An 18987-nucleotide genomic window follows, 5' to 3' on the forward strand; every position below is an offset into this window, starting at 1 on the left:
GAGGCAAGGGTTTCATCGTCCGAAACATTCCACACAATCTCCACACTTCCCCCACGACTGCTCCACACAGACTTTTCAGAATCTCCCCATCAAAAACCGGGAGAGTTCGATGAACAAGGGCATGTCGATTTACAAGGTGGGAATGATCGGTCTGTTGATACTGGCGCTGATGATCCCGTTGATGATGATCAATGGCCTTATCCAGGATCGACAGAGCAGGCGCGACGAAGTGGTCGAAGACATCGCGCGCAGCTCCAGTTACAGCCAGCACATCAGCGGGCCGCTATTGATCGTGCCGTATCGCAAGTTGACCCGGATCTGGAAGCTCAACGCGGAGTCGCGCGAGCGCTATCAGGAAACGGTTGAGGAAAAGGGCCGCTTGTACTTCCTTCCCGAACGCTTTGAACTGGATGGCAAGGTCCAGACCGAAGTGCGTTCGCGCGGCATTTACGAGGCTCGCCTTTATCACGCCGATAACACGCTGAGCGGGCAGTTCGTGCTGCCCGAGCACTTTGGCCTGGGCAATGATTTCGAGAACTACCGGTTCGATGCCCCTTTTCTGGCTGTCGGCATTACAGATGTTCGTGGCATCGAAAGTGCGCTGAAGCTTGATCTCAATGGCGAACAACTGGACTTCGTTCCGGGTACCGACGTGGCGCTGTTGGGGGAGGGCGTGAGCGTCGTGCTGCCGCTGGAAACCGGCGTCGAGCAGAAGCGCCTGAATTTCGCGTTCGATCTGCGTCTGCAGGGCACTGGACAGTTGCAGATCACGCCCGTGGGCAAATCGAGTGTTGTACGGGTGGCGGCTGACTGGCCGCATCCGAGCTTCATCGGCAACTACCTGCCCGCCAGTCGCGACGTTTCCGGGCAGGGCTTCACCGCCAACTGGCAGACTTCTTTCTTCGCAACCAATCTGCAGGAAATTCTCAACCGCTGTTCATCCAGCGAAGTGTGTACCGAGTTCGCCGGTCGCAGTTTCGGCGTGAGCTTCATATCGCCGGTCGACCAGTACCTCAAGAGTGATCGCTCGATCAAATATGCGCTGCTCTTCATTACGCTCACCTTCGCGGGCTTCCTGCTGTTCGAAGTGCTCAAGGGGCTGGCGGTCCACCCGGTGCAATACGCTCTGGTCGGTGCGTCGCTGGCGTTGTTCTATCTGCTGTTGTTGTCGCTGTCCGAACATGTGGGCTTCTCGTTGGCGTATCTGGTATCGGCCAGTGCCTGTGTGGCGCTCATCGGGTTCTACGTCTGCCATGTGCTGGGCAGCGTTCGTCACGGACTGTCATTCGGCGTGGCGCTGGGAATCCTGTATGCATTGCTTTACGGCCTGCTCGGTGCCGAAGACTACGCCTTGCTGATGGGCGCGTTGCTACTGTTCGGTGTCCTCGGCGTGTTCATGGTGCTGACGCGCAAGCTGGACTGGTATGCGCTGGCGCAACGTCCCGCAAAGCCTGCCGCGCTGGTGGTCGAGGCGAGTCATGAGTAGTCGGGTGGGACTGCGCGAAGACCAGCAGATCGGGCACGGGCTTGCAGTGGAGATAGCGAACTGGCTGCGGACCGACGAAGGCCGATTCCTTCGCGGTCCGACGGCGCAGCCCTCACCGAGGCGGACCGATTCGCGTCGCGCGAATGAATCCGACCTCGTTGATACCTGTGATTTGAAAGCAATCAGGCGGGCGGCTGGGTTTCCAGCATCGATGGCCGCTGACTGACTTCGTAATACCAGTTCGCCAATCGCGGGTAGCTGCTGCGCCAGCCCAGATTTGGCTGGCGGAAATCCAGATAGCCCAGCGCACAGGCCACGCTGATCGACGCCACGTCGAAATGCGTACTCAGTTCAGTGACGGCTTCGGCTTCGAAGTAGGCCAGCGTGCGAGCGATTTTCTCTTGCTGGGCGTCGAGCCATTCCGCCCAGTGTTTCTCCTCGGGCCGCAGGAAGGTCTCGTACCGGATGAGCAGCGCAGCGTCCATGAGGGCATCGGCCAGTGACGCGAGCGTCAATCGCCGCCAGCGCGCCGAGCCTTCTTTGGGAATGAGAGGGTTGCCGACGTGCTGTTGATCCAGGTATTCGAGAATGACCCGGCTGTCATGGATCACGTTGTCGTCAGCCAGGCACAGCGCCGGAATCTTCCCGCACGGATTGTCGCGGCAGACTTCGGCGTCGGGGCTGACGGGGGTGAGCGCAACCGCTTTGAGACTGACCCGGCTTGCCTGTCCGGTTTCATGAAGCAGGATCAGCACCTTGCGCGCGAAGGGTGAAGCGGCGTTGTAATGCAGCGTCATGCTGGGCGCAGACATGGATATTCCTCTGATCGACCTGGCCCTCCAGACTAGTGAGGGCAAGGACGCTGTGCAATATCCGGATGATATGCCGGGCCGATTTGCGACGGCCCGGACCTGAATGTCAGACCGTCGGGACCCCGTCTGCCGAGTCTGCCGATGCCGTTCCGGATTGCGCCGAAGGTGTGCCGGTCAACAGCGGCTTGGCGACAAACCAGATGATCGTGGCGGCGACGAGATCGAAAGCGGCCAGGGCCACAAACAGCGGGCTGTAGCCAACCTTGGTGACCATGATCCCGAGCACCAGCGTGAACAGCGCCGCGCCCAGAAACCCGAACATGCCACCCAGGCCGGTTGCCGTACCCACTTCGTTCTTGCCGAAAGAGTCCGACGTGATGGCGTACAACGCGCCTGACAGCGTCTGGTGCGCAAAACCGCCAGCGCACAGCAGCGCGATGGCGACGTAAGGGCTGTCCACCAGACCGATGCAGCCAGGGCCGATCATGCACAGCGAACCGAACACCATCACCATCTTGCGCGACGTCAGCAGCGAGACGTTGAAGTGCTTGTAAAAGAACGGGCTCAGGTAACCGCCCAACACGCAGCCAATGTCGGCGGCTAGAAACGGCAGCCAGGCAAACATCGCGATTTCCTTGATGTTCATGTGGCGTTCGGTCATCAGGTACAGCGGAATCCACGCGTTGAACGTCTGCCAGGCCGGCTCCGACAGCATGCGTGCCGAAGCGATTGCGTAGAAATTGCGGGTGCCGACGATCTTCTTCCAGCTGGCATGCTTGGTCGGCGCGTCCTTCAGGTGGGATTCCTGACCGGCAAGAATGTAATCGCGCTCCTCATCGCCCAGCAGACGCTGATTGCGCGGGTGCTTGTAGAAGAACAGCCAGCCTGCGCTCCACAGCAGACCCAGCCCGCCGACGATGACGAACGCGATCTGCCAGCCGCTGTGCAGGATCGCCCAGACCACGAGGGGAGGGGCCAGCAACGCGCCAATCGACGAGCCGATGTTGAACCAGCCGATGGCGACCGAGCGCTCTTTGGCCGGAAACCATTCAGTGGTCGCTTTGATCGCCGCAGGAAAACCCGCGGCTTCAGTGATGCCCAGCAAGCTGCGCAGGAACGCCAGACTCTGCCAGCCGGTGGCCATGGCCGCCGATGCGCACGCCATCGACCAGGCAATGGCGAAAACCGCAAAACCGATTTTGGTCCCGATGGCGTCAATCACGTAGCCGGCAACCGGCTGCATGAAGGCATAGCCCATCTGCCACGCGATGACGACGTGCGAGTACTGTTCGGTGGAAATGTTCAGCTCGCTCATCATGGTGGGAGCGGCGACGGAGAGGGTGTTGCGCGCGAGATAGTTGACGATCAGCCCGCCGGTTATCAGCGCGACCATCCACCAACGGATGCCTTTGATTTTCATCGAGTCCACTCTGGGTATTGTTTTTATTTAGCGGCGATCGTTATACGTCGTCGTATGACTGGATTTAGTCAAACGCACGTTTTGTTGTCAATTGAAATACCCGTAAATCGCGATTGTATTTCTTTATGTAACTGGATTGTCACCGGCGGGGCTGGGTTTTGGGGTGATCGAGTGCCTATGGAGGCGTGAGATTCGGAGGCAGAACGCGGGCCTGCTGAATGTGTAAATGGCGGGAGGTCATGTGATGACCAGGATGGCGGAACGTGCTTGCCCCGCGCGAGGAGGAGCGTGGGACAAGCCAGTTGGTGGGTTGAGGCAATGCGATTCGCTACTTTGGCTCGTCGTCACGCCACCAGTTGTCGCCCAGTAATCCCAACCCTACATAGAGCAGGCCTTCGAGCAATATTTCATAATCAAGAAACTGCTCATCTTCAATTGCTTCCGCTCTCACGACCCAAGGGACGACGTAAGCAAACCAAAAGACGATGATGGCGAGGCCAAGCACCCACTGATAGCGCCATCGTCTTGTGACTCGACAGGCGCTCCAGATGGCAGCCGCGACGATGACTAACGAGATATAAAACGCCATCTAGCCATCACCGTTGTTTTTAAGCAGCAATGCTGACGAGGATCTCTGAGGGCCAATACCTCCCGCAACTTGTGCGTCGATACTGACTATTACATCACCGACGTGGTAGGTCGGAATTCCTTGTTTGGCCTTCCCTCCTGAGAACATACCCGCCATCCCTCCTACTATCGGACCGAACACCTCTGTAACAGCTTTGCCGCTCAGCGAGGATATGGCGCCACCCACTCTCACTCGTTGATCATTTAATAGATCGGCAGTATTCCGGCTCAGGCGATTAGACACCGCAAGCACCATCCGGCAAGGCCGCCCCTGTGCAAGCATTCGCTCGTAGGTTTCTTCAATCAACCGGATGACCTCAAAATGACCCTTGGTTATTTCCGGTAGGTTGATCGTTCTCAACGATGCGGCATCGTCCGGCTGCACGGTGAAGTGAATAAGCGTAAACACGACACCGTAATGGCCGACATGTTGGGTACGTTCGAAGTCCATGACATGTCCCTCGCTCAGCAATATTGCTTATTGCCGATCCTGTCCCATCCGCCGGTTACGCTGCCGGCCGCGCGCCCGTCGTTTCTGTTTTGCAGGGTGTAGGTCGAGCGGATACGGCCGTAATTGAGCTGGATGAGTTCGGTGGGAATGCCGTCGTTGGCGAGTTGGTTGTATTCGGCAATGATCACTTCTTCAAGGATGATTTCGTAGAACTTCATTTTGTCGCCCCCTGCACGGTGTACGGAAAGCTTCACTTCCTTGAAGTGCTCTCCGGCGCAGTTGGCTGCCATCAGTTTGCAGCTCGACTTGTCGAGCATCTTGGTCAGCGTCAGGTTGCTGAGCGTGGTACGCCCGGAAGTCGCGCCGCCTGCCGTGCTGGCTGTAACGGACGCGCTCTGGTAGGTGCCGAACGAATATCCGGTGATTTCAATCCAGTCTTTGCACTGCTCATCCAGTGCTTCGCCAGCAATGCCTTCAATCTTCAAAAATGCGTCGAGCGCCATGGTGGGTCTTCCCGATGGATAGTGTGGATGCCCTGCCAGGGCGGAATATCGATTATCGGGAGGGTGACTCGCAGGGGAGGCCAGCGTGGGAGTCGGAGCGTGTAGGACGCTTAGTGTTGTTGCGAGGGAAGTTTCTTACGGACTTGTTCGACTTATAACCAAGGGAGGCCAGGCAGGATGCAATGTTTTACTGCGGATGCGCGCGCCCCTGCCATCGTCAAAGCAAACCGGTTCATTGGGTACGGTTCGATGTCAATCATGCAGAAGCGGGGTTCGGCGGATCAAACCCGCTTGCGCGCCATCAATCCTTTGCAGCTGTACCAGGTCGGAATGGCCATGCCCACCCAGGCGAGTACATCCCACGCGCCGTCGCCGAGCAGCGCGGCGAACAGGCCGACTGCGGTCAGCAGGGCGATCCAGCCGGGCGTGCCGAAGGTCTTCCAGAACGCCGAATGCTTCTTGTGCCGGGTCATGCGACTTCTGCCTCGACTGCGACGTTCTTGGCCGCAGCGACTGTGGCGCGACGTCGAACCCACCACAGGTACAAGCCACTGCCGAGGACGATGATCGTCAGCACATCCAGCGCGGCCCAGAGGATTTTCATCGGCATGCCGCCGTAGTCGCCGAAGTGCAGCGGTTGCGACAGCAGCAGGGCGTCCATGTACCACGGGCGTCCCAGTGTTGCGGTGACGTGCAGGTCCTGAGCGTCGATCAGGACAGGGGTCAGCAGGTGGGACGTCAGGTGCGTGTCGCCTTTCATGAAGACCGCGTAGTGATGCTCGCTGGAAAAGCGCGAGCCGGGAAAGGCAATGAAGCTCGGCTCGGCGCCGGGGACAGTGGCTTTGGAAATGTCGATCAATCGGGTCGCCGGTGCGCGTTCGGCCAGGGGCGGGGCGTCCTTGTACGGCGCGATCATGGTCATCAACGCGTCGGTGCGCCATTGCGCGATCACCAGATCGGCGCAGGCGTTGAGCACGCCAGTCAGGCCGACGACCACGGCCCAGGTCAGCGTGACGACGCCGATCAGGTTGTGCAGGTCCAGCCAACGCACCCGCTTGGATTTATTCGGGCGCACTGTGGCGAAATCCAGCCGGCGCATGAAGGGCGCATACAACACGACGCCGGACACGATCGCCATGACAAACAGCAGTCCCATGAATGCCAGCAACAGCTTGCCCGGCAGCCCCGCGTACATGTCCACGTGCAGGCGCAGCATGATCATCATGAAACCGCCATTGGCGCTCGGCGTTTCCATCGCCTCGCCGGTGCGCGCGTCGAGCATGAAACTGTGGGATTCGTTCGGGTCGCCGCCCGCAGTCTTGCCCATGATGGCGTACACGCCGTTGGGGTCATCGTCGTCCCAGCCGAAATACTGCATCACGTCGCCGGGGCGATGGGCCTCGGCTGAGCGGACCAGTTGTTCAAGGTCCAGATGCGGCGTGCCGGCGGGCATTTCCTTGAATTCCGGCGCGTCGCCCGTCAGGTGAGCGATCTCGTGACTGAAGATCAGCGGCAAGCCAGTGATCGCCAGCATCAGCAGGAATGCCGTACAGATCAGGCTGGTCCACGTGTGGATGAAAGACCAGCGGCGGATGGTTTGGCTTTTCATGTGGAAATCCGGAGTCAGCGAAAGCAACAAAGGCCGCTGTGTGCGAGCGGCCCTTGTTTCAGGTAATGAGAGTTTAAACGATTACCATTTGTAGTCTACGCTCGCGAGCACCGTGCGACGGTCGCCGTAGTAGCAATAGAAGCCGTCGCAGGTTGAAATGTATTCCTTGTCGAAGACGTTGTTGGCGTTGACCGACACGCTCACACCCTTGAGCGAGTTGGTCATGCGGCCAAGGTCGTAATGCACGGCGGCGTCGTAGACGGTGTAGGCGTTGCTGTGGCCGTAGTTGGAATCAGCGACGAAGCCGTAACTGCCGATGGCGATATTGTCGGTCTCGCCAATGTAGCGCGCGCCGAAGCCCAGGCCGAAACCGTCGAGCATGCCGTTGTGCCAGGTGTAATCACCCCAGATCGCCGCCTGGTTTTCCGGCGTCAGTGGCAGCGGACGATTCTTGTCCAGCGGGTCGGTGACCTTGGTCATCTTGCTGTTGGCGTATGTGTAGGACGCCGTCACTTTCAGGTTGTCGGTGACATCGCCGACCGCTTCAAGCTCGAAGCCGCGCACTTTTGCCTCGCCCAGAGGACGCTGCACGCCGAGTGTGTCACTGAGCACGATGTCGCGGCGGGTCAGATCATAAGCCGCTGCAGTGAAGAGGATGTTGCTGCCCGGCGGCTGGTATTTGAGGCCCACTTCGTACTGCTTGCCCGTCCCCGGCTGGAATGCCACGCCATTGGCGCCGCCTTGTTCGGCCTGGAAAGACTCGGCGTAGGAAATGTACGGCGTGAAGCCGGAATCGAAGACATAGCTGAGCGCGGCGTTGCCGGTGAACGCGCTGTCGGTGCGGTCGTCGGACTGATCGGTGTTGTAGAACTTCGATTCGGTCTTGAGCAGATCCTGCCGGCCGCCCAGGGTCAGACGCCAGTTATCCAGGGCCAGTTGGTCCTGAATGTAGATGCCGACGTCCTGGGTTTTCTGGTTGTAATCCTGATACGCGGTGTAATCGACGTTGCTGAAGTCCTGCCCGTAAATCGGCTTGGCGATGTTGCTGGTCGGCGCGTTGCCGTACTGCCACTTGTAGTTGTGGTTCACGCGCTGGTAGTCGAGCCCCAGCAACAAGGTGTGTTTGAGTGCGCCCGTGTCGAAGTCGGCTTGCAGGTTGTTGTCCAGCGCGAACTGGGAAATGTCCTCGTTCACGACGTTGGCGCCGCGAGCAACGGTGCCATCGTCGGACACCGAACCGAAATAACCGCCTGCCGTGATCCCCTGAAAGGACAGGTCACTCTTGGTGTAGCGGACGTTCTGCTTGAACTGCCACACGTCATTCAGACGATGCTCGAACGCATAGCCCAGCGCGTAATAGGTTTTGTCGTAGAACTCCCAGTCCGGATCACCGAGGTTTTCGTGGTACTTCACGCGCCCCACGGCCGACGGGTATTTGGTGCCCTGAATCGGCAGGAACTGGCTGGTGATGCCGGTATCGTCGCGGTTGAACTGGCTGAGGAACGTCAGCTTGGTGTCCGGGTCGATGTTCCAGGTCAGGCTCGGCGCGATGTTGTAGCGCTTGTCGTCGATGTGGTCCACCGAGGTGCCGCTGTCACGCACGACGCCGCTGACGCGGTACTCGAAATTGTCGGCGTCGTCGATCTTGCCGGTGCTGTCGAAGCTGATCTGCTTGCGGTTGTAAGTACCGACCTGAACCTGCACTTCGTGGCTGGCTTCCGCTTCGGGGCGACGACTGACCATGTCGAGCATGCCGCCCGGCGGGGTCTGACCGTAAACCGAAGAGGCCGGGCCACGCAGGAGGGCGATGCGCTCCAGATCCCACGTCTCCATCTTCGGCATGACGTAGGCGCCTTTTGGCAGCGGCAGGCCGTCGAGGAACTGGGTGGGTTCAAAGCCGCGGACTTTTAGCCACTCGGCCCGGCTGTCGCTGCCGTAACTGCTGGCGACCACGCCTGGCATGTAGCGAACGGCGTCGTCGATGTTCTGTACCGCGCGATCCTGCATCTGCTGCCGGGTCGCGACCGAGATCGAGCGCGGTGCTTCGACCAGTGCAGTATCGGTTTTGGTGCCCGCTGCGGTGCGACTCGCGGCGTATCCCTGCGCCGGCCCCCACGCGCTTTCGAAACTTTCCTGACTGCCTTGAATGCTGGTCGCCGGTAACGCCATCGCACCTTCAGGCGCAGCCATCAGCGTGTAGGTCCCTGCCGTGGTCAGATTCAATTGCAAGCCGGTGCCACGCAGCGCCTGGCCCATCGCGCCTGATGCGTCGAATTGACCCTGAACCGGCGCCGACGTGTGGCCCGCGGCCAGTGCCGGATCCAGCGACAGGGCCAGGCCTGCCTGACTGGCGATCTGCGTCAGCGTCGTGGACAACGGCGCGGCCGGCAGATCGTAGGCGCGAACGCTGGAAGCCTGGGAAGCGGCCATCAGCGGCGCACTGAGCATCGGTGCGGCAATGGCGACGGCGATAGCCAGCAGACTCGGTCGCAGGAGGGTTTGAAGCGTGCGGGACATGAACGGCACCTCGATGGAAATGGTTCTCAATGCCTATGTGCCGGACGAGATCTGGAAAGTGATAGGGCCGGGCGAAAATAATTTGCGCAGGCGCTAAGTAGGTCGTGATCAATGACCCTGGGTGAAAGTTACCCTTTGCCAGACAGCGGCGCTTTCGCGCATCAAATATGGTCCATGTGGGAGCGAGCTTGCTCGCGAAGACGGTGTTTCAGCTACGGAAGATTTAGCGGATGTACTGACTTCTTCGCGAGCAAGCTCACTCCCACAAGTTCTGTGGCCAGGCGATCGCATGCATCCACGAGGGCACCCGAATTACAGCGCAGTCGCCGGCTTTTTCTCGCTGCCGACCACCGTCACCCACCACTGCGTCCGCGCCTCGATCTGCACCGGCAGCGTGGGCGTCAGTGCCTTGAGCGCCAGATCCGTGTTGGTCAGCGGAAAGCTGCCGGTAATGCGCAGGTCGGCGACGTCCTTCGCCACGCCGAGATGGCCCTGACGATAACGGGCAAGCTCCGCGACCACGTCTCCCAGGCGGGCGTTGTCGACCACCAGCATGCCGCGCATCCAGGCACCGGTGCCGGGCGCAAGGGCGAGCATGGGGCCGAGGCTGTTGCGATGAATCAACATCTGCTGCCCTTCGTGCAGCACCAGTTCGTGGCTGGAAGCCTGCGGATGAGCGGCGACGGCTGACTGCAGCACGCTCAACAGCGTGCCGTCAGTCTGCCGCTTGACCAGAAACTGCGTGCCCAGGGCGCGCATCTGTCCTTCGGGGGTTTCGACGATGAACGGACGCGTGTCGTTGTGGCTCCCGGTTTCCACAAAGATTTCGCCTTCCTGAAGCACGATCCGTCGCTGTGTGGCGTCGAATCGCACGTCCAGCGCGGTGTGAGTGTTGAGCCGGATCAGGGTGTTATCCGACAGGCGAATGGTGCGCTGCTCACCGGTGGCGGTGCGCAGATCCGCCAGCCAGTAATCCACCGGCAGCAGTCGATTCCCCAGAAAAACCGTCAAGCCCAGCGCCAGCGCGACCCCTGCAACCCCGCGGCCCAGCTTGCGCAACCGCAAGCCCATGCCATCACGGGAACGCAAAAGCGCCGAACGTGCCGGGCCAGTGGTCCCGGCGAAACGCTGATCGACCATGCCCAACTGCATCCAGGCGCGGGCATGTTCGTCGCTGGCGACGTACCACTTGGCGAACTCTTCGCGCTCGACCTCACTGCCCCGGCCGCAGTCCAGGCACAGTTGCCAGGCGATGGCGGCGTCCAGCACGTGGGAAGAGACAGGTCGGGTGGACAGGCGGCTCATGTTGGCTCGCCATACAGCGCGATGTAGCACTGGCGCAAACCCTGGGCGAGGTACTGACGCACGCGAGGCACCGAGACGCCGAGCTTCGTGGCGATCTCCGCGTGGGGCATGCCGTCCAGGCGGTTGTACAAAAAGGCGGCGCGCGCCTTGCTGGATAGCTTGCCCAACAGGCGATCAATGGCTTTCAGGTCTTCGAGAATCAGCTGCTGTTCTTCAAGCGAAGGTTGTTCGCCTTCGGGAATCAGCATCAGCTCGTCCAGATACGCTTGTTCCAGCGCGGCCCGACGAAAGTGGTCGAACAACAAGCCCTTCGCGATCGAAACCAGAAAGGCTCTGGGCTCGCGGGGTTCAAGCATTTGCTCGCGGCCCAGCAAGCGAATGAACGTGTCCTGGCTAAGGCCTTCGGCGCGATGGGGGCAGGCCACGTTGCGTTTTAGCCAACCCAGCAACCAGCCGCGATGGTCGCGATAGAGCGTTCCGACAAGCTGCTGCTGGGGACTTTGAAGTGACGACACAAGCGCACCGAGGAGAACAAAGGGGCTAACGAGAATTGTTCGCGATTGTGTCAGAGCCGCCCAATGCTGGCAATTGGTCCTTGTAGGAAGAAGCCGAACGGTTGACGTACGAATCGACCATTGGATTTGTGAGGCGAGACGGGATCCAGAGGAGAAACGCTAAAACGAATGCGATTGCTGCTGCCGTCGCCATTTCGCCACGCCTTGCTCCAGCTGTGCCGGGGTTTCGATCCCTTGTCGCTTGGCGTGACTGAACAGGATCATCGCGAGTTCGGCGGTTACCAAGGCATCGGCGCTGGCGTGATGGCGCTCTTCGGCGTGGAGCCCGAAGAATCGAGTCCAGTCGTCCAGGCCTGCCTGACGGAAATTCGCGTTCGGGCAGACGAAAGGCGCGATGTGAGCGACATCAATAAAAGGGTGCAGCAGGCGATAGCCGAGGCTTTCCTTTAATGCGCGGCCCAGCATGTGCTCGTCGAACGCCGCATGGAACGCCAGCAGCGGGCTGTCGCCCACGAACGCCATGAAATCCAGCAGTGCGTCCACCGGCTCGCTCCCTGCGGCGATCGCGCTGGGCCCCAGCCCGTGAATCAACACGCTTGGGCTGAGTTTGTGATCGCTGCGCATCAGCGTGCGCTCGAATTGCTGCCCCAGATTGATCGCACCGTCTTCGATGACCACTGCGCCGATTGACAGCACTTCGTCCCGCTGCAGATTCAGCCCACTGGTTTCAAGATCGACCACGACCCAGCGTTGCTGGCGCAGCGTGTTCTGATCCAACGCGCCCGGGTCGGGCAGGGCGCGCAGGCGCTGTTGCTGTTCAGGCGTGAGCTCAGGAGCAACGGTGCGTTTCGGTCGCTTGAGCCATTGGAACAAATTCATGATCAGTCGCTTACAGTTGGTAGCGCACGGTGAGGCTGGTCTGCAGCCGCTGCGCCTGACGGAACGACTCACGCAGAATGCGTCGGTCCAAATGATTGAGCACATCCGGGTCGATGCGATTGGAGTAGGGCAGGTTTTGCCGGTTCTGCTGCTGATGCTGTTGCATGCGGGTTTGCTGAATGAAGTGGTAGGCCTCTTCATACGCCGCACCGTCCAGCGGGTCGATAACCTCTTTGGCCACCAGCTGACGCAGCCTTTCCAGGGTGTTGCTGGCCTCGACGCCGTTGGCCAGCGCCAGCAATCTCGCCCCGTCGACGAATGGCGTCAGGCCTTGGGTTTTTAGATCCAGCGTATCTTTTTCACTGCCTTTGCGGGCGACCACGAAATCCTTGAAACGGCCCACCGGCGGGCGTTGACGCAGGGCGTTGTCGGCCATCATGCGCTGGAACAACGCGTTGTCTGCCACCTGGGTAAGCATGCTCTGCCGCAATTGATCGCCGCCGCTTTCATCGCCCCAGACCACGCGTAGATCGAAATAGATGGAAGACGACAGCAGGTTCTCCGGCGTGGCTTCGCGGATGAACGAGCCGAAGCGCCGCGCCCACTCGATGCGCGACAGGCACAGCTGCGGATTGCTCGCCATGACCCCGCCCTTGCACAGCGCGAATCCGCATACGGCCAGGCTTTGATTGATCCGCTCGGCGAGGGGCAGCAACCGGCCGCGAATCTCGGCGGCCTCGGCGGCGTCCCTGGCTTCGAACAGAATGCCGTTGTCCTGATCGGTGTACAGCGTCTGCTCGCGGCGGCCCTCGCTGCCAAAGCAAAGCCAGCTGAAAGCGATGCCGGGATCGCCTTTGTCTTCCAGCGTAAGTTCGATGACGCGACAGACCATGTGGTCGTTGAGCAGCGTGATGATCTGAGTGATCTGCGTGGACGAGGCACCGTGGGCGAGCATGCGGTCCACCAGTTGAACGATGTCGCCGCGCAGGTTGGCCAGCGAATCGATGCGCGGCGCGCTGCGGATGGTGCGCGCCAGATGCACCAGGTCCACGCGCTGCAGCGAGAACAGGTCGCGCTCGGAGACCACGCCACACAGGCGCTGATCCTTGACCAGACAAACGTGGGCGATATGCCGCTGGGTCATGGCAATGGCGGCATCGAAGGCGCTGGCGTCCGGGGTCAGGTAAAAAGGCGCCTGAATCATGCTGCGCTCGATGGGCGCGCCGAAGTCGGCATCGACGTTTGCGACGACCTGGCGCAGATCGCGCAGCGTGAAAATCCCCAGCGGCGCCTTGGCCTCGTCCACGATGACAATACTGCCGACCTGCTGCTCGTCCATCTGGCGCACGGCCTCCCGCAGCGGCGTGTCGGGGGAGCAGGTCACCGGGTGACGCATCGCCAGTTCACCCAGTCGCGTATTCAGTGAGTATTGCGTGCCGAGTGTTTCCACCGCCTTCTGCTTTACTTGCTGATTCACCTGATCGAGCAGGCTGCTGACACCGCGCAGAGCGAAGTCGCGGAACTCATTGGAGAGCCCGAACAGCTTGATGAAGGCTTGCTTGTTCAGCTGCAGGCAGAAGGTGTCTTCGGCCGCCAGATGCTCGGTTCGCGTGGCGCGTTCGCCGAGCAGCGCTGCGAGGGGAAAGCACTCGCCGGTGGTGATTTCGAACGTGGTCTCGGTGCCGCCTTTTGCCGAATGGGGGCGCTCGCCTACTACGCGGCCTTGTTTGACGATGTAAAAATGTTCTACTGGCCCATCGCTAGGCTTGATGATGCTCTCGTCTGTAGCGTAGAAACGCAGGTGACACTGTTCCACAAGGTAGGCCAAGTGGGCGTTTTCCATCTGGTTGAATGGCGGGAATTTTTGCAGGAACTGCATCGTGCCGTGGATGTTCTGCAGAACGGCTGTTTTGCCTGCCTGGGTAAAAGCGTCCGCTTTGCTCATGACCGATACCGCTTGTTTTTATTGACCCCATGGTCGACCGCTTATCGGGCAGTGCCCATTGGACGTAAGTCTTAGGTGACTGCGAAGGCGTTGAATCGCATCGAACCAAGGTGTAATACCGCAGCGATGCAGTTAGCGCGAGGCTCAAGGGCCCGGCATGAAGCCGACAGGATGTGCAGCGTATCTATCGCTTGCGCTGTCAGAATTGGAGTCGACAGGAAGATGAGACGGGTATGTTCGATCACAGTATTTTGAGTGATGAAGAGCGCGAAGCCCTCAATGAGGTGATGCTCGCGCCTGCGTCCCAATCGCCACAACGGGTGTTGATCGTCGATGACGACAAGGATGCTCGGGAAGTTCTGGCCGAAATTCTCAGTCTCAATGACATCAGCTGCATCACCGCCGCCGGCGGCACCAGCGCCATGCACTTGCTGCAGACCCGGCCGTCCATTGCGCTGCTGATCACCGATCTGCGCATGGCGCCGTGCGACGGGCTGGATCTGATCCGTCGGGTTCGCGAATCGGACCGTGCGGAGTTGCCGATCATTATCGTGTCCGGCGACGCCAACGTACGCGACGCCATCGATGCCATGCACCTGAGCGTGGTGGATTTTCTGCTCAAGCCGATCAACACCAAGCAGCTGTTGCGACTGGTGAAGCGGGAACTGGAAATGGCCTGATAACGCCGCCTTCGGGCTGCGTTGAAGCAATGAAAGTTGTGCAATAAAAAAGGCGGTGTCCATTTACGTGGACACCGCCTTTTTGTTTGGGTGCTGGTTACGCCCCGTGTTTCGCCTTGAACTCCCGACGGCGACGATGCAGCACCGGCTCGGTGTAGCCATTGGGCTGCCGCGTGCCCTCAATCACCAGCTCAACCGCTGCCTGAAACGCGATGTTGCTGTCGAAGTCCGGCGCGAGCGGGCGATACAGCACATCGCCTGCGTTCTGACGGTCCACTACTGGCGCCATGCGCTTCAGACTTTCCAGCACCTGCTGCTCGCTGACCACGCCGTGGCGCAGCCAGTTGGCGATGTGCTGGCTGGAAATCCGCAGCGTGGCACGGTCCTCCATCAGGCCGATGTCGTTGATGTCCGGCACCTTCGAGCAGCCGACGCCCTGATCGATCCAGCGCACCACATACCCGAGGATGCCCTGTGAGTTGTTGTCCAGCTCGTTCTGAATCTCTTCCGCCGTCCAGTCGGTGTTCGGTGCCAGCGGGATGGTCAAAATGTCGTCGACCGAGGCCGGCGCGCGCTGGGCGAGTTCAGCCTGACGCGCGAACACATCGACCTTGTGGTAGTGCAACGCGTGCAGCGCAGCGGCAGTGGGCGATGGCACCCACGCGGTATTGGCGCCGGCCAGTGGATGGGCGATTTTCTGTTCGAGCATCGCGGCCATCAAGTCAGGCATCGCCCACATCCCTTTGCCGATCTGCGCGCGCCCTTGCAGGCCGCATTTCAAGCCGATATCCACGTTGGAATTTTCGTACGCGCCGATCCACTTTTCCGCTTTCATCTGTGCCTTGCGTACAACAGGCCCTGCTTCCATGGACGTGTGAATCTCGTCGCCGGTGCGGTCCAGGAAACCCGTGTTGATGAACACAACACGTTCGCTCGCCGCCTGAATGCAGGCCTTGAGGTTGATCGTGGTGCGACGCTCTTCGTCCATGATCCCGACTTTAAGCGTATTGCGCGGCAGGTTCAGCACCGCTTCGATGCGCCCGAACAATTCGTTGGTGAACGCCACTTCCTCAGGGCCATGCATCTTCGGTTTGACGATGTACATCGAGCCCGTGCGGCTGTTGGCGCGGGAGGTATTGCCCTTGAGGTTGTGAGTGGCCGCGAGGCTGGTCAGCAGGCCGTCGAGAATGCCCTCCGGCACTTCGTTGCCCTGATTGTCGAGGATCGCATCAATGGTCATCAGGTGGCCGACGTTGCGCACGAACAATAGCGAGCGGCCATGCAGCGTGACGGGTTCGCCGGTGGGCGAGGTGTAGACGCGGTCGGCGTTCATCGTACGGGTAAAACGGGTGCCGCCTTTGGAGACTTCTTCGGACAGATCGCCCTTCATCAGCCCCAGCCAGTTGCGGTACACCACGACCTTGTCATCAGCGTCCACGGCCGCGATGGAGTCTTCGCAATCCATGATGGTGGTCAGCGCCGCTTCCATCAGCACGTCTTTGACACCGGCCGGGTCGGTCTGGCCGACCGGGCTCGCCGCGTCGATCTGGAGTTCAAAGTGCAGGCCGTTATGCTTGAACAGCAAAGCAGTCGGCGCCGATGCGTCGCCCTGAAAACCGATCAGTTGGGCATCATCGTGCAGGCCGGTGTTACTGCCGCCCTTGAGGCTGACGATCAACATGCCATCGACCAGCTTGTAGCCGGTGGAGTCGACGTGGGAGCCCGCCGCCAGAGGAGCCGCTTCGTCCAGAAACGCTCGGGCGAAGGCGATGACTTTGTCGCCGCGGACCCGGTTGTAGGTTTTGCCCTTTTCCGCGCCGCCGGCTTCGCTGATGGCGTCGGTGCCGTACAGCGCGTCATACAGCGAGCCCCAGCGGGCATTCGAGGCATTGAGCGCGAAACGCGCGTTCATTACAGGCACCACCAACTGCGGGCCGGCCATGCGGGCGATTTCTTCGTCGACGTTTTGCGTGGTGATCTGGAAGTCCGCCGCTTCTGGCAGCAGATAGCCGATTTCCAGCAGGAACGCCTTGTAGGCGGCTGCATCGTGGGCGTTGCCGGCATTGGACTGATGCCAGGCGTCGATACGCGCCTGGAATTCGTCTCGTTTAGCGAGCAGGGCTTTGTTCTTGGGTGCGAGCTCGTGGATGAGCGCATCGGCACCGGCCCAGAATGCAGCGGCGTCGAGGCCGGTTCCGGGAATGGCTTCGTTGTTCACAAAATCCAGCAGGACGTTGGCGACCCGCAGGCCACCGACTTGAACGTGTTCAGTCATTGCTTGCCTCACTCTGCTCAGCTATCTGCGCTTCAATCATGAGCGCTTTCTTGTTAAAGCCATCGACGTCGCTGCGTGCCCTTCCAGAACATGCCGTTGCGGGCGGCTGGGCGGGGCGGCGGGCACCTGAGATGAAGCGCTTAAACAGGTTTTGGCCTTGCAGGAACATCGGATCAGGCCTGGATTCGACATCTATGTAGTGAACGCGATGCGATACTACATGATGAGTTGCGGCATGAAAATCAGACTGAATGTGCACCGAGCGACCGGACTTGGGCATTTGGTCACGCGGCGGTGTCGGATGTTCTCAAAGAACGTGCAGATTGTTCCAGATAATTATCAGGATCGTACACAAAAATTCGTGAAGCGGTGACGCCACTGCGCGCCGGGCAGACGTGCCTATACTCCCCCACAACCCATGGGGCGTGGTATTAAACAGGCCTCACTCGCTGCGGATAAAAGGAGTCGTTTGTGGATCATCTTATCGTCACGGTGTCTGCGCCAGACAAGCCAGGCGTGGTCGAGCAGCTCGCGGCATGCATTGCCGATCACGGTGGCAATTGGCTGGAAAGCCGTATGTCACACATGGCCGGGCAGTTCGCCGGGATCCTGCGGGTCAGCGCGCCGGTCGACGCGCATCCGCCCCTGCGCAGCGCGCTGGAAGGGCTTTCGGCAAAAGGCATCCGCGTCCTGTTCGCCGAAGTCCTTCCGGAATCCTTGCCGGAGTGGAGGCCCATCACCATGGATCTGGTGGGCAATGATCGATCCGGGATCGTGCGCGACGTCACTCGCGTGCTGACCGAGCAAGGCATCAACCTGGAGCATCTGGTGACCAGCGTCGAGCCAGCACCCATGAGCAGCGAAACGCTGTTTCGCGCCCATGCCGAGTTGGGATTGCCGATGGATCTTTCACTGGATGTGCTGCAGCAGCGGCTGGAAACCCTGGCGGATGACCTGATGGTGGAATTACATCTGCCCACGGACGAGTAATTGATGTCACCGCTGCAGGCTCCGGTTTTGGCGGGCCTGCAGCGATTCCTCCTGCCTGCTCAGGCCTGGGCGCGTTTGCGTAGCGAGCGCCAGGCGTCGACGCTGTAAATGATCAACCCGGCCCAGATGAAGGCGAAGGTCACCAAGGTGGCCGAGGGCATGTGTTCGTCGTACAGCACAACCGCCAAAGCCAGCACGAGGGTCGGTGCGATGTACTGCAAAAAGCCTAGCGTCGCGTAGGGCAAATGCCTGGCTGCGGCGTTGAAACACACCAGCGGCACGAGCGTCACCGGACCGGCCGCCGCCAGCCATAGCGCTTGCGATGTGGTCCAGAACGCCGGCTGAGCGCTGTGGGCCAGCGGGTTGAAAATCAGCCAGCCCACGGCCAGCGGCACCAGAATCCAGGTTTCCACCACCAGCCCGGGCAACGCAGCCACCGGCGCTTTTTTGCGAATAAGGCCGTAGAAGCCAAAGGTGAATGCCAGCGCGAGCGACACCCACGGCAGGCTGCCCACTTGCCAGACCTGCTGAAGCACACCGATCAATGCCAGCATCACCGCCACCCATTGCAAGGGGCGCAGTCTTTCGCGCAGCAGCACCATGCCGAGCATCACGTTGATCAGCGGGTTGATGAAGTAACCCAGGCTGGCTTCGACCATGTGGTTGTTGTTCACGGCCCAGACGTAGATCAGCCAGTTGGCGGCAATCAACGATCCGCTGCAGGCGAGAATGGCAAGGCGTTTGGGATTATCCCGTAGCTCTTGCCACCAGCCGGGATGCTTCCAGACCAGCAGCAGAAGCGAGCCGAAGATGGCCGACCAGATCGCCCGATTGACGATGATTTCCAGCGAGGGAACGTTGGCAAGCACCTTGAAGTAGATCGGAAACAGTCCCCAGATGATGTAGGCGCTCAGGCCCAGAATGTACCCGCGACGCGGGTTGGCAGCTTGCATGAGTGGTCCTTCGGCAAGTT

18 protein-coding genes are annotated in these 18987 nt (G+C 60.3%); 3 read left to right on the forward strand and 15 right to left on the reverse strand.

Annotation, left to right across the window (positions count from 1 at the left end; all coding sequences use genetic code 11):
* The first annotated feature begins 109 nt into the window (after nt 1-109).
* Complete coding sequence (gene creD / locus IFT47_RS13935; protein WP_192173160.1) at nt 110-1486, forward strand: cell envelope integrity protein CreD; 1377 nt, start codon at nt 110-112, stop codon at nt 1484-1486.
* 182 nt (nt 1487-1668) lie between these two features.
* Here creD and IFT47_RS13940 read toward each other — a convergent pair whose 3' ends face one another.
* From IFT47_RS13940 to IFT47_RS13995, 12 genes are all read right to left on the reverse strand, one after another.
* On the reverse strand, nt 1669-2298 hold the full coding sequence (locus IFT47_RS13940; protein ID WP_192173159.1) for a glutathione S-transferase family protein: 630 nt from the start codon (nt 2296-2298) through the stop codon (nt 1669-1671).
* 106 nt (nt 2299-2404) lie between these two features.
* Nucleotides 2405-3718 (reverse strand): MFS transporter, encoded by a 1314-nt coding sequence (locus IFT47_RS13945; RefSeq protein WP_192173158.1) that lies wholly within the window; start codon nt 3716-3718, stop codon nt 2405-2407.
* Nucleotides 3719-4046: 328 nt separating this feature from the next.
* Nucleotides 4047-4307 carry a hypothetical protein gene (locus IFT47_RS13950; protein WP_192173157.1) on the reverse strand — a complete coding sequence of 87 codons (261 nt, stop codon included), beginning with the start codon at nt 4305-4307 and terminating at the stop codon, nt 4047-4049.
* Nucleotides 4308-4796 (reverse strand): hypothetical protein, encoded by a 489-nt coding sequence (locus IFT47_RS13955; protein ID WP_192173156.1) that lies wholly within the window; start codon nt 4794-4796, stop codon nt 4308-4310.
* 14 nt (nt 4797-4810) lie between these two features.
* A complete protein-coding gene (locus IFT47_RS13960; RefSeq protein ID WP_192173155.1) occupies nt 4811-5299 on the reverse strand; it encodes an Hcp family type VI secretion system effector in 489 nt (162 codons plus the stop codon).
* Between the two features lie 281 nt (nt 5300-5580).
* Entirely contained in the window at nt 5581-5772 is a 192-nt protein-coding gene (locus tag IFT47_RS13965; RefSeq protein ID WP_074886829.1) for a hypothetical protein, read from the reverse strand.
* A complete protein-coding gene (locus tag IFT47_RS13970) occupies nt 5769-6908 on the reverse strand; it encodes a PepSY-associated TM helix domain-containing protein (RefSeq protein WP_192173154.1) in 1140 nt (379 codons plus the stop codon). The genes IFT47_RS13965 and IFT47_RS13970 overlap by 4 nt, the downstream gene beginning before the upstream one ends.
* 81 nt (nt 6909-6989) lie before the next feature.
* Nucleotides 6990-9425, reverse strand: coding sequence for a TonB-dependent siderophore receptor (locus IFT47_RS13975; RefSeq protein WP_192173153.1), 2436 nt, complete (start codon nt 9423-9425; stop codon nt 6990-6992).
* 312 nt (nt 9426-9737) lie between these two features.
* Entirely contained in the window at nt 9738-10730 is a 993-nt protein-coding gene (locus tag IFT47_RS13980; protein ID WP_192173152.1) for a FecR family protein, read from the reverse strand.
* Entirely contained in the window at nt 10727-11245 is a 519-nt protein-coding gene (locus IFT47_RS13985; protein WP_192173151.1) for an RNA polymerase sigma factor, read from the reverse strand. Before IFT47_RS13985 ends, IFT47_RS13980 begins: the two co-directional genes overlap by 4 nt.
* Nucleotides 11246-11404: 159 nt before the next feature.
* A complete protein-coding gene (locus tag IFT47_RS13990; protein ID WP_192173150.1) occupies nt 11405-12124 on the reverse strand; it encodes a 3'-5' exonuclease in 720 nt (239 codons plus the stop codon).
* Between the two features lie 10 nt (nt 12125-12134).
* Nucleotides 12135-14069 carry a putative nucleotidyltransferase substrate binding domain-containing protein gene (locus IFT47_RS13995; protein WP_192173149.1) on the reverse strand — a complete coding sequence of 645 codons (1935 nt, stop codon included), beginning with the start codon at nt 14067-14069 and terminating at the stop codon, nt 12135-12137.
* A gap of 233 nt (nt 14070-14302) precedes the next feature.
* Here IFT47_RS13995 and IFT47_RS14000 point away from each other — a divergent pair, with 233 nt between their 5' ends.
* Nucleotides 14303-14749 (forward strand): response regulator, encoded by a 447-nt coding sequence (locus IFT47_RS14000; protein WP_163022123.1) that lies wholly within the window; start codon nt 14303-14305, stop codon nt 14747-14749.
* A 97-nt stretch (nt 14750-14846) separates the two neighbouring features.
* Here IFT47_RS14000 and IFT47_RS14005 read toward each other — a convergent pair whose 3' ends face one another.
* Together IFT47_RS14005 and IFT47_RS14010 are read right to left on the reverse strand one after the other, a co-directional pair.
* On the reverse strand, nt 14847-17024 hold the full coding sequence (locus IFT47_RS14005; protein WP_192173148.1) for a malate synthase G: 2178 nt from the start codon (nt 17022-17024) through the stop codon (nt 14847-14849).
* Nucleotides 17017-17304, reverse strand: a complete 288-nt coding sequence (locus IFT47_RS14010; RefSeq protein ID WP_192173147.1) for a hypothetical protein — start codon at nt 17302-17304, stop codon at nt 17017-17019. Before IFT47_RS14010 ends, IFT47_RS14005 begins: the two co-directional genes overlap by 8 nt.
* A gap of 191 nt (nt 17305-17495) precedes the next feature.
* On the opposite strand from IFT47_RS14010, the gene IFT47_RS14015 reads away from it, so the two are divergent.
* Nucleotides 17496-18014 (forward strand): ACT domain-containing protein, encoded by a 519-nt coding sequence (locus tag IFT47_RS14015; RefSeq protein ID WP_192173146.1) that lies wholly within the window; start codon nt 17496-17498, stop codon nt 18012-18014.
* Between the two features lie 59 nt (nt 18015-18073).
* On the opposite strand, the gene rarD is transcribed toward IFT47_RS14015, so the two are convergent.
* Nucleotides 18074-18967 (reverse strand): EamA family transporter RarD, encoded by an 894-nt coding sequence (gene rarD / locus IFT47_RS14020; RefSeq protein ID WP_192173145.1) that lies wholly within the window; start codon nt 18965-18967, stop codon nt 18074-18076.
* Between the last annotated feature and the right edge of the window lie 20 nt (nt 18968-18987).

It is taken from the genome of Pseudomonas sp. CFBP 13711 (assembly GCF_014842265.1).
Classification (GTDB): domain Bacteria; phylum Pseudomonadota; class Gammaproteobacteria; order Pseudomonadales; family Pseudomonadaceae; genus Aquipseudomonas.